Origin of the sequence: Ruegeria sp. MALMAid1280, assembly GCF_049195285.1 — a bacterium.
Classification (GTDB): Bacteria; Pseudomonadota; Alphaproteobacteria; order Rhodobacterales; family Rhodobacteraceae; genus Ruegeria.
In genome coordinates this window covers 223293-239358 of the sequence record NZ_JBMIRT010000049.1, presented here as the reverse complement: position 1 = coordinate 239358, position 16066 = coordinate 223293, and the positions used below count along the sequence as shown (strand labels likewise).

Below are 16066 nucleotides of genomic sequence, written 5' to 3'. Positions count from 1 at the left end.
GCGAATCGTTCCACTAACGATTCGTCCGTTAATTTTGTTAGCGTAAGCTTAACACGCGGCAAACACGATGCACACTTTAGCGTGAGATTAACCCGCAAGTTCGGCGCGATTTAGCGCACAATGTGACCAAAGTTCGTCCATAGCCACCACCAAACGGTTCATTTCGTCCGGTCCATGCACCGGCGAAGGTGTAAAGCGCAGGCGCTCGGTTCCGCGGGGCACGGTCGGGAAATTGATCGGCTGCACGTAGATGCCAAAGTCATCCAGCAGCCGGTCGCTCAGGATTTTGGTGTGCACAGGATTGCCCACGATCACCGGCACGATATGGCTGCCATGATCGATCAGCGGCAGGCCCAGCCCCTTGAGCCGCAGCTTGAGGATTTTGGCTTGGGTCTGATGCTGCTCGCGCAGTTCAGGCGCTGTCTTGAGATGGGCAACAGACGCCGCCGCCCCCGCAGCAACCGCAGGCGGCAACGAGGTGGTAAAGATGAAACCCGGCGCATAAGAGCGCACAGCGTCGCACATTTTCTCACTGGCCGCGATATAGCCGCCCATCACGCCATAGGCCTTGGCAAGCGTGCCGTTGATGATGTCGATGCGATGCGCCAGATCATCACGCTCGGTCACGCCACCGCCGCGCGGGCCGTACATGCCAACCGCGTGGACCTCGTCAATATAGGTCAGAGCGCCGAATTCATCGGCCAGATCGCAAATCGCTTCGATCGGACCGAAATCGCCGTCCATCGAGTAGACCGACTCGAACGCGATCAGTTTCGGCGCCTTGGGATCGTCCGCTTCAAGCAGTTCCCGCAGATGTGCGACGTCATTGTGCCGGAAGATACGCTTGGCGCCACCGTTGCGGCGCACGCCTTCGATCATCGAGGCATGGTTCAGCGCGTCGGAATAAATGATCAGACCGGGGAACAGTTTCGGCAACGTGCTCAGCGTCGCGTCATTGGCAATATACGCGCTGGTAAACAGCAGCGCCGCCTCTTTGCCGTGCAGATCCGCCAATTCAGCCTCAAGCTGTTTGTGATAGACCGTGGTGCCAGAGATATTGCGCGTGCCGCCCGACCCCGCACCGGCTGCGTCAACAGCATCATGCATCGCGTTCAGAACAACCGGATTTTGCCCCATGCCCAGATAGTCATTGCCACACCACACGGTGATGTTTTGCTGCGACCCGTCCGGTCGCGTCCGCACCGCATGTGGGAAATGGCCATTCCGGCGTTCGATGTCGATAAAGGTCCGGTAACGTCCTTCATCATGCAGCTTGGCGATCGCTGTATCGAGCTGAGCAGTATAGTCCACCGGTGTCTCCTTACGTGCCCGGCCAATGCCTTTGCCGACCGGACGTCCTTTCTGACGCGTGGGCCGGACGAATCCGAACTTGCGCCGATGCGTTCCCTTGTGCCCATCACGTATAAACGACATTGGGATCACATATTTGATTTGCATCAAATATCCCGTCGCACTGGTTCCGACAAGTAAAGTTACGGCTATCGGACGCGAGGAAACGACGCAGGCCCATGTCGGTGTTTCCGATATTATACCACATTCCCGGCAAAGCACACTGGACGGCGCCGGTAACGTTGATAGGGTTCCGGCAAATCTCAAAAATCAGGAGAACCCTATGTCGCTGGACGCTGTTCTGACCCGCATCGACGCTGATCTGCAAACTTCGATCGACCGCCTGATGGAACTGCTGCGCATTCCGTCGATTTCCACCGACCCGGCCTATGACGCACAGGTGGATCAGGCCGCCGACTGGCTGGTTGCCGACCTGCAAAGCATTGGCATCGCAGTCGAAAAACGAGAAACACCCGGCCACCCGATGGTGGTTGGCCATGTCGGAGAGGACGACGGCGCGCCGCATGTCCTGTTCTACGGGCACTATGATGTGCAGCCGGTCGACCCGCTTGAGCTGTGGAACCGCGACCCGTTCGATCCGGCCATCGAAGACACCGACAACGGCCCGGTCATTCGCGGTCGGGGCTCATCAGATGACAAAGGTCAGTTGATGACCTTTGTCGAAGCCTGCCGGGCCTGGAAAGCTGTGCACGGCACCCTGCCCTGCCGCATCACCTTTTTCTTCGAAGGTGAAGAGGAATCGGGCTCTCCCTCCCTGGTGCCGTTCCTGCGCGAGAACACCGCCGAATTGAAAGCCGACCTGGCTCTGGTCTGTGATACTTCGATGGTGTCGCGCGGGGTTCCGTCGATTGCGTCGCAACTGCGCGGGATGCTCAAGGATGAATTCACCATCACCGGTCCCCGTATCGACCTGCACTCAGGACACTACGGCGGCCCCGGCCTGAACCCGCTGCGGGAACTTTCGAAAATCGTCGCCTCGTTCTATGACGACGAAACCGGGCGTGTCGCCGTCGAAGGCTTCTATGAAGGTGTCCACGAAGTGCCGGACGACCAGTTGCGCCAATGGGAAGGCTGCGGTTTCGACGAGACCGAATACCTAAGTTCCGTTGGTTACTCGCAGCCACACGGTGAAAAGGGGTATTCGACGCTAGAACAGCAATGGGCGCGCCCTACGCTCGAGGTCAACGGCCTGTGGGGCGGCTATAACGGCGCAGGCTCGAAGACCGTGATCCCGTCGCAGGCGCATTGCAAGATCACCTGCCGTCTCGTCGGCGACATGGACCCTGACGCCCTACGCAACAAGGTTCGCAAACATGTGGAGGAGCGTTTGTCGCCGGACGCCACAGTCGAGTGGGACAATGACCTGGAAGGATCCCCGGCCTCGGTCATGAACCTCGACCGCCCCGAATTCGAAGCCGCCCGCGGCGCGCTGTCCGATGAATGGGGGCGTGAGGCCGTGTTCACTGGTATGGGCGGGTCGATTCCGGTTGTGGGCTACTTCAACACCGAACTCGGATTGGACTCGATGCTGGTCGGCTTTGCCAATGACGACGACGCCATCCACTCACCGAACGAAAAATACGACGTGAAGAGCTTTCACAAAGGCATCCGGTCCTGGGTCCGCATTCTGGATGCGCTGACGAAGAAGTAAGTATTATGCGAGGCTCTGCCTCGCGCTCCGGGATATTTTCGGCCAGATGAAGTACGGATCCCCTGCTTCATCTGGCTATAAATATCCCGGGGGGTCGCCCAAAGGGCGGCGGGGGCAGAGCCCCCTAACCGCGTCGATCACATGTGAATGACCTTGCCGTAGGCGTCCAGAACGCTTTCGTGCATCATTTCCGACAGCGTCGGGTGCGGAAAGACCGTATTCATCAGGTCTTCTTCAGTGGTCTCCAACTGACGGCCTACCACATAACCCTGAATCAATTCGGTCACCTCGGCGCCAATCATATGCGCGCCCAGCAATTCACCCGTTTTGGCATCGAAAACCGTCTTGATCAGGCCTTCAGGCTCGCCCAGAGCGATGGCTTTACCGTTGCCGATGAAGGGGAAGCGACCCACTTTGATTTCATACCCCAGTTCTTTGGCTTTCGCCTCGGAATACCCGACCGAGGCCACCTGCGGCTGACAATAGGTGCAGCCCGCGATGCTTTCGGGTTTCACCGGATGCGCATGTTTGCCTGCAATCAATTCGGCCACCATGACACCTTCATGGCTTGCTTTGTGGGCCAGCCAAGGCGCGCCCGCGATATCACCAATGGCATAAAGGCCATCGACACCGGTCCGGCAGAACTCGTCGGTCACCACATGGGTGCGGTCGATCTTCACGCCCAGAGCTTCCAGCCCCAGGTTCTCGACATTGCCCACGATCCCAACAGCCGAGATGACGGTGTCAAAGTCGTGTTTCTCGACCTTGCCTTTCACCTCGATATGCGCGGTGACCTTGCCCTTGGCGCGGTCCAGCTGCTTGACCATCGCCTTTTCCATGATGGTCATGCCCTGCTTGGCAAAGGCTTTCTTGGCAAAGGCGCTGATTTCGGCGTCTTCGACCGGCAGCACACGGTCCATGACCTCGACAACAGTCGTATCGGCGCCCAGCGTGTTGTAGAAGCTTGCGAATTCGATGCCGATTGCGCCCGAGCCGATGACCAGCAGTTTCTTGGGCATCCGCGGTGGCTGCAGCGCATGCTTGTAAGTCCAGACCAGATCGCCGTCGGCCTCAAGACCCGGCAGCTCACGTGCCCGCGCGCCGGTGGCCAGAACGATATTTTTGGCGGTCAGTTCCTCGGTCCCCTTGTCGGTCTTGACCGAGACCTTGCCCTTGGCGGGGATCGTTGCTTCCCCCATTACCACGGTCACTTTGTTCTTCTTCAGCAGATGGCCAATGCCGCCCGAAAGCTGCGCCGCCACACCCCGAGAACGTTTGACCACAGCGTCCAGATCATAGCCGATCTTGTCCGCCTTCAGACCGAAATCCTTGGCGCGTTCCATCAGGTGGAACACTTCCGAAGACCGCAGCAGCGCCTTGGTCGGGATACAGCCCCAGTTCAGACAGATACCGCCCAGATGTTCACGCTCAACCACGGCAGTTTTCAGGCCCAGCTGTGCTGCGCGGATAGCCGCCACATAGCCGCCCGGACCAGCGCCGATTACGATCAGATCAAAAGATTGTGCAGCCATGGTTTCCTCTCGGCACAGGTCGAATGAAATTTAGTTTACCATTAAACTAATTTTGACAACGCATCAACACGCCTTGCCCGCGACAAAAGCGACGCAAGGTCAATGACACCAGTTTCTGCGGATTTCAGCCTATACCGGACAAGTCTCAATGGCTAGAACATAGGGGCCGGGTCCGCCCGTTCGTTCCTTAACACAAGTCATTCGAAAGGCTTACCATGGCCAAAACGCTAAAGGATCTGCTGATTGCTCTGCTCAACGCCACCCTCATCCTGGTGGCGCTCTGCCTGTTTCTGGGGTGGAAACTGGCCTCGACTGTGGAAAGCATCACCACGGTTTTCGAGGAAAAACTGGAGATTGTTGCCCCCCTCAAGGATGAAATTCGCGGTGTTCGGGGCGAGCTTGCCGCACTGCGCAGCGATCTTACCAAACTTCAGGCAGACGGCGCCGTGACAGACATCGCCGAGAAAGTACGGCTTTCCACCGCATTGGTGACGCTGGATAATCTCGAAGCACGGATGCAGGATTCGCAAGCCCGCATCACGGAAATCACCGAGGCCCCGGACACGCTGATCAGCACCGCCATAGAAAAATCGGCCGACGTGGTTGCCGACCGAATTATTGCAGTTCGGGGATGTGTGCCGTCGTCCTAGCTGCCGGCTTGCAGTTCCCGCACCGTGGCACCGTATCCGCCCATGTCGACATAGGCCGCTTCGTGCTCGGTCATCGGACGTTCCAAAGCTTCGTTGCGATAGGGGAACCGACCGAACTTGCGGATCACCTCGCGATGCGCCCGTGCGTGCAACAGATTGCTTGGATCGCTGTCCGTCATATTCTGGCACATCAGGCGAACACAGCGCTCCTGATCGCACAGGTTTTCCGAGTGCATCATCGGCAGATAAAAGAACTGACGCGCCGGTTCGTCGATCTTGAGGTCCCACCCCTTGTCTACCGCGCATTTGGCGGCCGACAGGGCCGCGCGATCTGACGAGAACGCCTTGGCGCTGCCGCGGAACATGTTTCGCGGGAACTGATCCATCAGAATGATGTAAGCCAGCACCCCGCTGGGATAGGTCAGCCAAAGAGAAAACTTGCCTTCATTCGCGGCTTCCCAGGTGGTCAAAAACCGTTCGCGAATTTTAGCATCCAAGGCGTCGTCTTGCAGATACCACCCCTCGGGGCCGACCTCATCCAACCAAAAACTCAATACGTCTTCAGGCCCTACCATTGCCCTAACTCCGTCGTGTTGCCCTCCCCAGGGACGTAAGGTCATTTAATGACGTTTTACAGATTTGTAACAGTAAAAAATTGCAACACTTGCGTCATAATCTTGTGTCTCAGGCAACATCTTGCGTTTCCTGCTCGGCTTCGGCGGCTTCTATAGCCACTTCTTGGGCCACCTCAAGCGCGACCGGAGAGACCGTCGGATAGAAAGGCGACATCGTTCCGGTCTCATCAACCGGGATCGCGGCACGCTGCGTCGTGCGGTAAAGCGCATAAGCCGCCATCGTGGCCAGCAAAGCGGCAATGAACAGGAAAAAGCCCGGAGGACCAAAGACAGCATCCCCCATAAGCCAACCGGTGATCAGAGGCCCGGCAATGGCGCCAAGTCCGTTGATGAACAACAGACCGCCCGACGCGGCAGCCATGTCTTCGTGGTTGAGAAAGTCGTTCGCGTGGGCGATCAGCAGCGAATAAAGCGGGTTCGACATGCCACCGATCACAAAGGCCGCCGCCAGCAGGATCGGGAAGGTCAGCCCGAACAGCATGCCCACCACGGCAGCGCACGCCCCTACCCCCGCAACCAGCATGATCAGGAAACGGCGGTCCATGCGATCCGACATCCAGCCCAATGGATACTGCAGCACCAGGGCGCCGATATAAAACGCCGCGACAAAGGTTGAAATTTCCACCAGCGTCAGGCCCGCACGGGCACCATAAACCGATGCCATGCCGAACTGGGCCGAGAACACTCCGCCCAGAAGGAACATGCCGACACAGCCCAGCGGAGAACTATTGAACAATTCGCGCAGGGTCATCGGCTTGGTTGTGTCAAACGCCGGTGTGGGCGAAATCGACAGGAGAATTGGGGCAAAAGAGACCGAAACCAGGATGGATGCGATTACAAAGGTGTCAAACCCGGCCGGGTCGCCCAGCACCACCAACCCTTGGGCGCTGATGATGCCGGTCATCTGAAAGATCATATACAGCGACAACGCCTGACCGCGGTTTTCGTTACTGGCCGCGTTGTTCAGCCAGCTTTCGGCGGTGACATACACCCCGGAAAAGCAGAACCCTATGACGAAGCGCCCCAGAACCCAGACAATCGGATTGGTCATCAGCGGGTAAAGGATCATGACCGCCGAGATGAACGAGGCCAGCGCCGCGAACACCCGCACATGCCCGACCCGCCGGATCATCTCGGGCGCAAGGCGTGAGCCACCCAGAAAGCCCATGAAATAGGCCGACATCACAAAGGACATCTCGAGCGTCGAAAAGCCCTCGATCTCGCCCCGGACACCCAGGATCGTGCCCTGCAGGCCGTTGCCGACCATCAGAAGCCCCATACCAAGAAGAAGCGCCCACGCGCTGGAAAGGACCTGAAGCATTGGGGTCTCCGTATTATTTGCCGACCGGACTTAAGGATTCGTTTTGATATGAAAAACGGCTTGGAACCCGCTTGTCTACGACATTGCGGGGGCGCGATCCCGACAACGCGCCCTTTACGGGATCAAAAGCGACGCATCGCCATATGAGAAGAAACGATATTCCCGTTCAATCGCATGGACATAGACATCGCGCATCCGGTCCTGCCCCATCAGCGCCGATACCAACATCAACAATGTTGATTTCGGCAGGTGGAAATTCGTCATCAGCGCATCGGTGACATGGAATTCGAAACCGGGATAGATGAAAATGTCGGTGTCACCCTCCCACGGTTCGATCTGACCCGAACGCGCTGCGCTCTCGATCAGCCGCAGCGCCGTGGTGCCGACCGGGATGACCCGACCGCCAGCGGCTTTGGTGGCGCGGATTTCCTCGACCGCAGTCGCGCTGACCTTACCCCATTCGGCGTGCATCTTGTGCGTGGTCACGTCCTCGACCTTGACCGGCAGGAAAGTACCCGCGCCCACATGCAAGGTCACATGGCTGAACGTGACGCCGCGCGCCTGAAGCGCCTGCATCAACGCCTGATCGAAATGCAACGAGGCCGTGGGGGCCGCAACCGCGCCCGAGTTGCGCGCCCAGATCGTCTGGTAATCGGTCTTGTCCTGATCGTCCGCCGGGCGTTTGGCGGCGATATAGGGCGGTAGCGGCATCGCGCCCGCCTGTTCCAGCGCGGTATCGAAATCGTCGCCTGTCAGGTTGAACCGCAGATTGGCCTGCCCGTCCTCAACCCGGTCCAGCGTGGCACTGAGGTCATCAGAAAACTGTATCTCTTCGCCCAGTTTGACCTTTTTCAGCGGTTTTATCAGCGCCGCCCATGTGCCATCGGCCTGCGGGTCCAGCAGGGTCGCCTCGATCGCGGCAGACACCGGCCCCTGCGCGCTGTCGCGGTGACGGCGCCCATTCAGGCGCGCCGGGATCACGCGGGTGTCGTTCAGCACCAGCCGGTCGCCGGGGTGCAGCCAATCGGGCAGATCGAACACATGCGCGTCCGTCACCGCATCGCCGTTGGCCACCAGCAAACGAGCTGAGGACCGCGGGTTGGCGGGCCGCGTGGCAATCAGGTCTTCGGGCAGGTGGAAATCAAAATCGCTGAGTTTCATGGCCGCGCCATACAGCGCCCTCTATCCCAGTTCAACGGTCTGATGCGGGTGCCCCGAAAGTTCGTTTCGGCTTGTCCGGTTTGACCGGCACTGCGTTTGGTCCGTCGGTGACCTTGGGCGGCGGCGCCCTCAGCAGGTTGCGCAGGAACAGCGGTGCCAGACCCGAGAGCGGATTGACCGAAACCTTCGGCTGCCGCAACGGCCCGGTCAGGGTGTAGTTAAAGCCAATGATGCCCTCACCTTTCTTGGTGAAGACGCTGCCAATCGCATTGACCAGATAGATCGGAGAGATCGCACCGCGCAGGTTCAGCAATCCGTTAACCGTGTCGATGGTGCCGTCAAAAGACAGGCCCATCGACGGCCCGACCGCACTGCCGCTGAGAACCTTGACCTGCGTTGGCGTGATCCGCATCCGGCTTTCGATTGTAGCGAAAAAGATGCCCTGCCCGGCCATTTCATCCAGCAGACCCACGAGGCTGATGGCATTCAGCAGCGCGGCCATCGCCGGGGCGTCCTTGATGCGGGTATTGGAGATTTTCAGGTTCACGTCGTAATTGCCAGGGCCCGCGACCGGCTCCAATCGCAGATCCATTCCCCCACCGCGCGCCTGCGTGATCATACCGGCCGACCGCAAAACCGCCCCTGCATCGCCCGAGGTCAGCGTCACCGCGCTACGTCCTGCGCGCGGCGAGACCTGCCCCCGCACCGCTGCACCGCCGTTGACATTGGCGGTGAAGGCACCGTTGACACCCCCGGTGGTCTGAAATGTGCCCTTGAACCCGGTCAGGGCTATGGTCTCGGTGACTTGCAGACGATCCAGCGCCACATCCAGCCTGGGTCCGGGACCGGACGCACCGCCGCCGCCGCTACTGGCAAAACTCGCGCGCCCAAGATTCATTACGCCGCCCAGCACACGGATGTCCGGCACAGAACCTCCGCTATTGACCAACTCGGCGGGTACCGCCAGCCAATTGCCCAGATCGAAGGAACTGAACTGCACACGGTCGAAATCCCCGTCGCGGAATGAGATCGACGCGGTGGTGCGCAACCCGGCGGCGTCCAGCTTAAGCTCATCTACCCGCAGGTTGCTGCCCAGCGTCGCCGCGACGGTCATCGTGCCGGTCGTGCCCGCCCCCTTGCGCCACCCCAGTTCCGGAATGGCCAGTGCGACACCCGCCAGATCGGACGACGCCGTCAGTTTCGGCGGTGTCCCTGCACCGATGCCCAACGTGATATCGGCTGTACCCTGCCCGGTCAGCATCCCCTTTGGCAACCCGGCTTTCAACTCGGTCATCAGGCGGGGGGACAGTTCGATTTGCCCGGTCAACTCGCTGCGCTGCGGTTCTGTGCCGCCGATGGGCTGGCGCCATGCAGCCCGAAGCGGAACATCGCCAAACAGCCCGTTGCCCGAAACCTCGACCCCGGTCTGGTCGCCTTGCAACTCCAGCCGCGCCGCACTGACAGAAAAGCCGGGGACCAGCTTGTCGCTTTGCACATCATCAATGTGACCTGCAAAGTGGAATTCGGCTTCTTCGAACTTCAAGCCTTTCTTCATCGGCAGCGACAGGGTTCCGGTCAGGCTCACTGCGCCGTCTGCCAGATCAACCGGCAGGTTTGCCTTGGTCAGCAACTCCAACGGCGGCCGGTCAAGCAGCGACAGTGCCGCCGTAGCACTGCCTTTGGCGGCAATCCGGGTGACCGACGGAGACACCCCTTTGATGCCCGTATCGGGGATGATGAACGACGTGCCGGTGGCATCAATCGCACCGCCCTGATCGGCGATGACCTCGCCGGATTCCGCCGTGGCCGTGAACCGGTTGTTTATCAGACTGGCCTGCCCCTGCGCATCAATAAGCGGCGGCAAGGTCTTGGCAAATCTGATCTTTGCCTGATCGAACCCGAAATCCAAATAGATCTCGGGCTTGTTTTCGGGCTGCAGCCGCAAGGCAAAATCAACGTCCGAGAACTGCCCCTCATAAAGGTTGTCCGCAACCCAGAGTCGTGGCTTTGGCGCCAGACGCTCTGGCCAGTAGTTCAACAGCTGATCCGCGTTCATGTGGTCCAGATGCGCATCCACCTGCACCGCCCAACCTTCTGGTTCACCCGTCAGCTTGCCCGAGCCCAGCAGCCGGTAGTTGGCGTCTTGAACCATGATCTGACCGAGGCGCAGCTCGAACGGGGCCAGTTTCATTTGCATGTCCAGTTCCGCCCGCGCCAGTTTCAGCGAATCCGGGAACAGGTTGGCCGGGTTGATGTTGATGCTGTTAAAGCTGAGCTGCGAGGTCAGGCTTTCCAGCGCGCCATTTTCGATCCCGTTCAGAAAGGCTTTGCCCTCGCCCTGAAATGCCCCCCAGGCCGAGACCACCGACACCTCGTTGAAATCCAGCTCCTGAAGGTGGGGGGTGTAGGTGAAATAGGTGCTGGCGGACTCGAACGGGATCGGGCGGGTCTCTTGCGTTGGCTGCACCGCGCCCGCACCAAGGTTCAGGGTGGCAAAGAGCGGACCCAACGCGGCATTGCCGTCGACACTGCCGCGCAGAGCGCCCGAGATCGGGGCCTTGAGAACCTGCAGCCACGACAGTGCAAGAGTCTGGCCAGCAAGGTCTTCGGCGGGCAGATCGGTGATCGCAACACCGAAACGCGCCTGCGGCGTACCCAGAACGCTGGTGTAATTCGCTTCGATCAAGCTGGCATAATCGCGCCCGGTCAGAACCGAGAACCCGGTGGCCAGATGCATTTCATCACCGTTGCGGGTGGCCGAGATATGGCCGCCGTCAAACACCCAGGCGCGACCCAGGCGCAGGTCTTTGTAGTCAAGCGTCAGGGATTCCAATTCGACCGAGCGCAACCCGGACAGGATTGGGGACAGGAAGACATCGTCCGATTGCTCGATCAATTGCGCCAGATCCGGCGCTTCCTGCACCGGGGCGCTGCCGGACCCGACGGTCAGGGACAAGGCACCGTCAAGCCCCCGGGTCAGATCGAGTTGCGCCCCCCGCACGGTGATGCGGCGAGGGCGAATCTGCCCCCGCAGCAAACCGCGCATGGACAGCCGGGTGCGCAAGTCCGAAACCCGCGCGATCTGCTGGCCAGCGGCGTCACTGATCGTCACATCCGTCAGTTTCAGGCGGGGCCGCCATTCTTCATTGACGATGAAACTGGCGTCTCCAAAACTGAATTTCAGCCCACCCAGGCTTTGCTCCAGCCGTTGCTCGACCTTGTGGCGCACCCATTGCGGCGCGTGCAGGTTCTGCCCGAACAAAAAGAACCAACCCGCAAACACCAGCAAGCCAATCGACAGACACGTCCAGATGGAGAAATGCGCGGCAATACGACGGCGCGACCGACGGCGCCGGGGCTTACCGGGCTGCGTCGCACTTTTGTCTTCGTGCTGCACCAATTTTTTATCCACGCCTTCCAACCCGCTTGCGCCGCCCTATGATGTCGGGCAGCCCTTAAAAAACTTTAGCGGAGTTTCCAATGCCCGACGTTTCAGACATCGCCCCTGACTTCACTTTGCCCCGCGACGGAGGCGGCGAGATCACCTTGTCGGCCCTGCGCGGCGGCACCGTGGTTCTGTTCTTCTATCCCCGCGATGATACGCCAGGCTGCACCAAGGAATCCATCGGTTTCTCGGAACAACTTCAAGCCTTTGCCGATGCGGGGGCTCAAGTTTTCGGCATCTCGCGTGACAGCATTGCTAAGCACGACAAATTCGTCGCCAAGCACAGCCTGACCACGCCACTGTTGTCGGATGAGGGGTCCTCGGTCTGCGAGGATTACGGCGTGTGGGTCGAAAAGAACATGTACGGGCGCAAGTCGATGGGGATCGAGCGTTCGACCTTTGTTATCGACGCCGAAGGCAAGATCGCCCGCGTCTGGCGCAAGGTCAAAGTGCCCGGCCACGTGGACGAGGTGCTGGAGGCCGTACGCGCCCTGTGACCCCTCTCGACCACGGTCGCCATCCGGTCTAAGACCCGCACACCTGACCAAGCGGAGAAATACAGTGTCAAAAACACTGACCCAGATGGCGACCGAAGTTTTGACCACGGCGGATGGGCGGGAAAAAACCGCCCTGTCCAAACGCCATGCCGCAGCGTGGTTCGCATCGCGCAAAGGTGAGGCCCCCGCGATTGAGATCGGCGCCGCAACGCCCCCGCTGCAACCGGCGCGACCGGACCGGCCCGAATTGCTGTCTCCGCGCGAGGTTCCGAAACGTAAGCCCGGAACCGAGGCCGGCCGCATCGCCCTGCTGCACGCCGTTGCTCATATCGAGCTGAACGCGGTGGACCTGCATTGGGACATCATCGCCCGTTTTGGTCACGTACCGATGCCCATCGGCTTCTATGACGACTGGGTCAAATGCGCCGAAGAGGAATCGCGCCACTTCGAGATGGTCTGCGATTGCTTGGAAACCATGGGCAGCCACTACGGCGCCCTGCCCGCCCATGCCGGCATGTGGCGCGCCGCCGAGGATACGGCCGAGGATTTGATGGGGCGCCTGGCCGTGGTTCCCATGGTGCTTGAGGCACGCGGCCTGGACGTCACCCCCGGCATGATCGACATCTTCCGCAAGGCCAAGGATGACGGGGCCATCGCCGCGCTCGAGGTCATCTATGCCGAAGAGGTCGGCCATGTGGCCTATGGCTCGAAATGGTTCCATTTCCTGTGCGGGCGCGAAAATGCCGACCCCAAGGACGTGTTTCACCAATTGGTGCGGCGCTACTTCCACGGGGTCCTGAAACCCCCTTTCAACGAAGAAAAACGCGCCGAGGCCGGGTTGCCGCCCGACTTCTACTGGCCGCTGACCGAAGACCTGCCACCGCCCGGCACCGCGCCTTAAACCCACTCAACTTGACGTTATCGGCAATTTCCCGCCGAGAATTGGCGGGAATATGGGGCTTTCTTGTGTGAACTGGTTAACAAACTTGCCCAAAGCACGCGCCCGTTCTATGCAATGCGCCCAAGGGACGGACATCACTCACAACCGGTCCCGATCTTGGGGATGAGAGGTGAAGACGCGTGCGAACACGTCTGGCAATCAAACTACACTCACTGCTCGAGCGGTATTTCCCGGAGCGCCGGGTCTTTCTGAAATCCGATAACGACACGCGGTTCATCCGGCTCAGTTCGGAAACGCAAGTCGCTGCCGTCGCGGGTGTTTCAGTGATCGTTGGCTGGACAGCAGTCGCCACGGCGATCCTGCTGATGGACAGCATCGGGTCGGGCAACTTCCGCGAACAGGCGAAACGGGATCAGGCCACCTATCAGGAACGCCTGAACATCCTGTCCACCGAACGCGACGCCCGCGCACAAGAGGCGCTGGCGGCGCAAGACCGGTTCAACGCTGCGCTGAAACAGATTTCGGCGATGCAGTCGGAACTGCTGGCCTCGGAAAATCGCCGCCGCGAGCTTGAGACCGGGATCGAGGTGATTCAGACCACCCTGCGCGCCACTATGAAACAGCGCGAAGAGGCCCGCACCGAACTGGCCAGCGTACAGGTCGAGGCCGATGACGGCGAAATGTACGTGACCGCCCTGGCCACCCCCGAACAGATGAACTTTATGACCGAGGCTTTGGCCCGCACCGCGCAAGAGCGCGACCAGATCGCGGCCAATGCCAAGGATGCTCTGGACCAGCGCGACGAACTTGAGCTGGAAATCCAGCTGATGCAGGAACGCAGCGACGAGATATTCCGCCAGTTGGAAGAGGCGATGGTGATCTCGGTCGAACCACTGGACAAGATGTTCCGCCAGGCCGGTATGCCCACCGACCGTATTATCGAAGAGGTCCGCCGCGGTTACAGCGGTATGGGCGGGCCCCTGACCCCCATCTCATTCAGCACGCGCGGCGAGGACCTGACCCCCGACGAGATTCGCGCAAATGTTCTGCTGCAGCAGATGGATCAGTTGAACCTGTACCGCCTTGCCGCCGAGAAAGCGCCGTTCGCCAATCCGGTGAAGACCGTGGTGCGGTTTACCAGTGGTTTCGGCACCCGCCGCGACCCAAAAACCGGCGGACGGCGTATGCACAATGGCGTCGACTTTGCCGGCCCACAGGGCACGGACATCTACGCCACCGCAAATGGCGTGGTGACACATGCTGGCTGGCAATCCGGTTTCGGACGGCTGGTCAAAATCCGCCACGCCTTCGGAATTGAGACACTTTACGCTCATAACACCAAGATCCGCGTGAAGGTCGGTCAAAGGGTCTCGCGCGGGGATCATATTGCTGATATGGGTAGCACCGGACGGTCTACCGGCACGCATCTGCACTATGAGGTGCGCGTAAACGGAAAACCTGTTAACCCAATGACTTACATCAAGGCTGCGAGAAATGTTTTCTAAGAGCAAAATCAACGAGCCCGGATCCAATGCACCCGAGGCGGCGAAACCTGCCGCTCCGGCCACACCGGCGACCCCTGCACCGGCGGAAACCAAGGCCAGCACCGCGCCCAAGCCCAAGCCTCCGGCATCGGTTCTGTCCTCGGACCTGCACATCACGGGCAACCTGAAGACCACTGGCGACATTCAGGTCGAAGGCACCGTCGAAGGCGACATCCGCGCGCATCTGCTGACCATCGGCGAAACCGCCACCATCAAGGGCGAAGTCACCGCCGATGACGTCGTGATCAATGGCCGCATCGTGGGCCGTGTGCGTGGTCTGAAAGTACGTCTGACCTCGACCGCACGTGTCGAAGGCGACATCATCCACAAAACCATCGCCATCGAAAGCGGCGCGCATTTCGAAGGTTCAGTGCAGCGTCAGGACGACCCGCTGAACCCGGGCCGCAGCGCCAAAGGCGGCGCCAACCCGGCGGCCGAGGTCAAGCAGTAACGCTGACCTGATATCCGAATGCACAAACGCCGCGGGTCACCCTGCGGCGTTTTTCTTTTACCCTTGCCGACGAGATCGGTCGGTATAGGGTTCTGACATGTTAATCTTTTTCTCACTCCTGCTGCTGATCGCGGGTTATTTCCTGTACCGTCACTGGTCCAGGTCACAGGCGCGGCAGGAATTGCTGGCCACCCCCCTGACCGACCACCAACGCCGCGTGATCGAACAGCAGGTACCGCTGATCCGCCGCCTGCCCCCTGACCTGCGCGCCAAGCTGGATGGCAAGGTGAACCTGTTTCTGAACCAGGTGCAATTCCACGGCTGCGACGGGCTTGAGGTCACCGAAGTGATGGAACTGGCTATCGCCGCGCAAGCCAGCCTGCTGCTGGTAAACAGCGACCTCTGGTATGACCACCTGACAACGATCCTGATCTATCCCAGTGCATTCAAATCGCGCCAACGTCGGCAGGACGGCTATGTCGTAAGCGAAAAGGAAATCGTCCGCACCGGCGAAAGCTGGGATCGCGGACCGGTGATCCTGTCATGGTCGCACAGCCGAAAAGGCGCGGCGAATGATCATGACGGGCAAAGCGTCGTCTTGCACGAGTTTGCGCATCAGGTCGATGATCTGTCAGGCGGCACCAACGGCGTTCCAATCCTGAATGACGGGCAAAGCTTTGCCGAATGGGAACGCGTCTTTTTGACCGCCTATGACGCCCATGTACGTGCGGTGGAACACGGCCAACACACTGCCATTGATCCCTATGGCGCAACTGGCCACGAAGAGTTCTTTGCCGTCTCGGTCGAGGTTTTCTTCGAACAGCCGCGCCAACTGAAAGCCGCAGTACCCGAGGTATACGAACAGCTGTCGAAACTGTTCCGTCTGGACCCGGTCAGCTGGGTATAG

Annotated in this window: 13 protein-coding genes; 7 read left to right on the top strand and 6 right to left on the bottom strand. The window is 59.9% G+C overall.

The features are described from left to right. Positions 1 to 87: 87 nt before the first annotated feature. Positions 88 to 1311, bottom strand: a complete 1224-nt coding sequence (gene hemA, locus ACOQFT_RS12985) for a 5-aminolevulinate synthase (protein ID WP_421598326.1) — start codon at positions 1309 to 1311, stop codon at positions 88 to 90. A 322-nt stretch (positions 1312 to 1633) separates the two neighbouring features. Here hemA and ACOQFT_RS12980 point away from each other — a divergent pair, with 322 nt between their 5' ends. Then, a complete protein-coding gene (locus ACOQFT_RS12980) occupies positions 1634 to 3022 on the top strand; it encodes a dipeptidase (RefSeq protein ID WP_421598325.1) in 1389 nt (462 codons plus the stop codon). Between the two features lie 137 nt (positions 3023 to 3159). Here ACOQFT_RS12980 and lpdA read toward each other — a convergent pair whose 3' ends face one another. Continuing rightward, entirely contained in the window at positions 3160 to 4554 is a 1395-nt protein-coding gene (gene lpdA, locus ACOQFT_RS12975; protein ID WP_421598324.1) for a dihydrolipoyl dehydrogenase, read from the bottom strand. 215 nt (positions 4555 to 4769) lie between these two features. Here lpdA and ACOQFT_RS12970 point away from each other — a divergent pair, with 215 nt between their 5' ends. Further along, on the top strand, positions 4770 to 5204 hold the full coding sequence (locus ACOQFT_RS12970; protein ID WP_421598323.1) for a hypothetical protein: 435 nt from the start codon (positions 4770 to 4772) through the stop codon (positions 5202 to 5204). Here the strand turns inward: ACOQFT_RS12970 and ACOQFT_RS12965 are convergent. The 4 genes from ACOQFT_RS12965 to ACOQFT_RS12950 all read right to left on the bottom strand — a co-directional run bounded on the left by ACOQFT_RS12965 (position 5201) and on the right by ACOQFT_RS12950 (position 11733). After that, positions 5201 to 5779 carry a DUF924 family protein gene (locus ACOQFT_RS12965; protein ID WP_421598322.1) on the bottom strand — a complete coding sequence of 193 codons (579 nt, stop codon included), beginning with the start codon at positions 5777 to 5779 and terminating at the stop codon, positions 5201 to 5203. The genes ACOQFT_RS12970 and ACOQFT_RS12965 overlap by 4 nt on opposite strands. Positions 5780 to 5888: 109 nt before the next feature. After that, positions 5889 to 7160: an MFS transporter gene (locus ACOQFT_RS12960; protein WP_421598321.1), complete on the bottom strand. Its 1272-nt coding sequence runs from the start codon at positions 7158 to 7160 to the stop codon at positions 5889 to 5891. Positions 7161 to 7274: 114 nt separating this feature from the next. Next, positions 7275 to 8321, bottom strand: coding sequence for a tRNA preQ1(34) S-adenosylmethionine ribosyltransferase-isomerase QueA (queA, locus tag ACOQFT_RS12955; RefSeq protein WP_421598320.1), 1047 nt, complete (start codon positions 8319 to 8321; stop codon positions 7275 to 7277). Positions 8322 to 8352: 31 nt separating this feature from the next. Beyond that, the gene (locus ACOQFT_RS12950) at positions 8353 to 11733 is read right to left on the bottom strand and encodes a DUF3971 domain-containing protein (RefSeq protein ID WP_421598319.1); all 3381 of its coding nucleotides are present in this window, start codon (positions 11731 to 11733) and stop codon (positions 8353 to 8355) included. Positions 11734 to 11801: 68 nt separating this feature from the next. Here ACOQFT_RS12950 and ACOQFT_RS12945 point away from each other — a divergent pair, with 68 nt between their 5' ends. From ACOQFT_RS12945 to ACOQFT_RS12925, 5 genes are all read left to right on the top strand, one after another. After that, positions 11802 to 12263: a peroxiredoxin gene (locus ACOQFT_RS12945; RefSeq protein ID WP_421598318.1), complete on the top strand. Its 462-nt coding sequence runs from the start codon at positions 11802 to 11804 to the stop codon at positions 12261 to 12263. Between the two features lie 85 nt (positions 12264 to 12348). After that, positions 12349 to 13164, top strand: coding sequence for a ferritin-like domain-containing protein (locus ACOQFT_RS12940; RefSeq protein WP_421598540.1), 816 nt, complete (start codon positions 12349 to 12351; stop codon positions 13162 to 13164). Positions 13165 to 13343: 179 nt separating this feature from the next. Beyond that, entirely contained in the window at positions 13344 to 14669 is a 1326-nt protein-coding gene (locus tag ACOQFT_RS12935; RefSeq protein ID WP_421598317.1) for a DUF5930 domain-containing protein, read from the top strand. Continuing rightward, positions 14659 to 15159, top strand: coding sequence for a bactofilin family protein (locus ACOQFT_RS12930; protein WP_421598316.1), 501 nt, complete (start codon positions 14659 to 14661; stop codon positions 15157 to 15159). The genes ACOQFT_RS12935 and ACOQFT_RS12930 overlap by 11 nt, the downstream gene beginning before the upstream one ends. Before the next feature lie 97 nt (positions 15160 to 15256). After that, a complete protein-coding gene (locus ACOQFT_RS12925; protein ID WP_421598315.1) occupies positions 15257 to 16066 on the top strand; it encodes a zinc-dependent peptidase in 810 nt (269 codons plus the stop codon).

What these genes read in the sequence shown, in the direction of transcription:
- ACOQFT_RS12970 (WP_421598323.1), top strand. Translation starts at nt 4,770, where the DNA reads ATGGCCAAAACGCTAAAGGATCTGCTGATTGCTCTGCTCAACGCCACC.
- ACOQFT_RS12980 (WP_421598325.1), top strand. Translation starts at nt 1,634, where the DNA reads ATGTCGCTGGACGCTGTTCTGACCCGCATCGACGCTGATCTGCAAACT.
- ACOQFT_RS12960 (WP_421598321.1), bottom strand. Translation starts at nt 7,160, where the DNA reads ATGCTTCAGGTCCTTTCCAGCGCGTGGGCGCTTCTTCTTGGTATGGGG.
- ACOQFT_RS12945 (WP_421598318.1), top strand. Translation starts at nt 11,802, where the DNA reads ATGCCCGACGTTTCAGACATCGCCCCTGACTTCACTTTGCCCCGCGAC.
- ACOQFT_RS12965 (WP_421598322.1), bottom strand. Translation starts at nt 5,779, where the DNA reads ATGGTAGGGCCTGAAGACGTATTGAGTTTTTGGTTGGATGAGGTCGGC.
- ACOQFT_RS12925 (WP_421598315.1), top strand. Translation starts at nt 15,257, where the DNA reads ATGTTAATCTTTTTCTCACTCCTGCTGCTGATCGCGGGTTATTTCCTG.
- ACOQFT_RS12940 (WP_421598540.1), top strand. Translation starts at nt 12,349, where the DNA reads ATGGCGACCGAAGTTTTGACCACGGCGGATGGGCGGGAAAAAACCGCC.
- ACOQFT_RS12930 (WP_421598316.1), top strand. Translation starts at nt 14,659, where the DNA reads ATGTTTTCTAAGAGCAAAATCAACGAGCCCGGATCCAATGCACCCGAG.
- lpdA (WP_421598324.1), bottom strand. Translation starts at nt 4,554, where the DNA reads ATGGCTGCACAATCTTTTGATCTGATCGTAATCGGCGCTGGTCCGGGC.
- queA (WP_421598320.1), bottom strand. Translation starts at nt 8,321, where the DNA reads ATGAAACTCAGCGATTTTGATTTCCACCTGCCCGAAGACCTGATTGCC.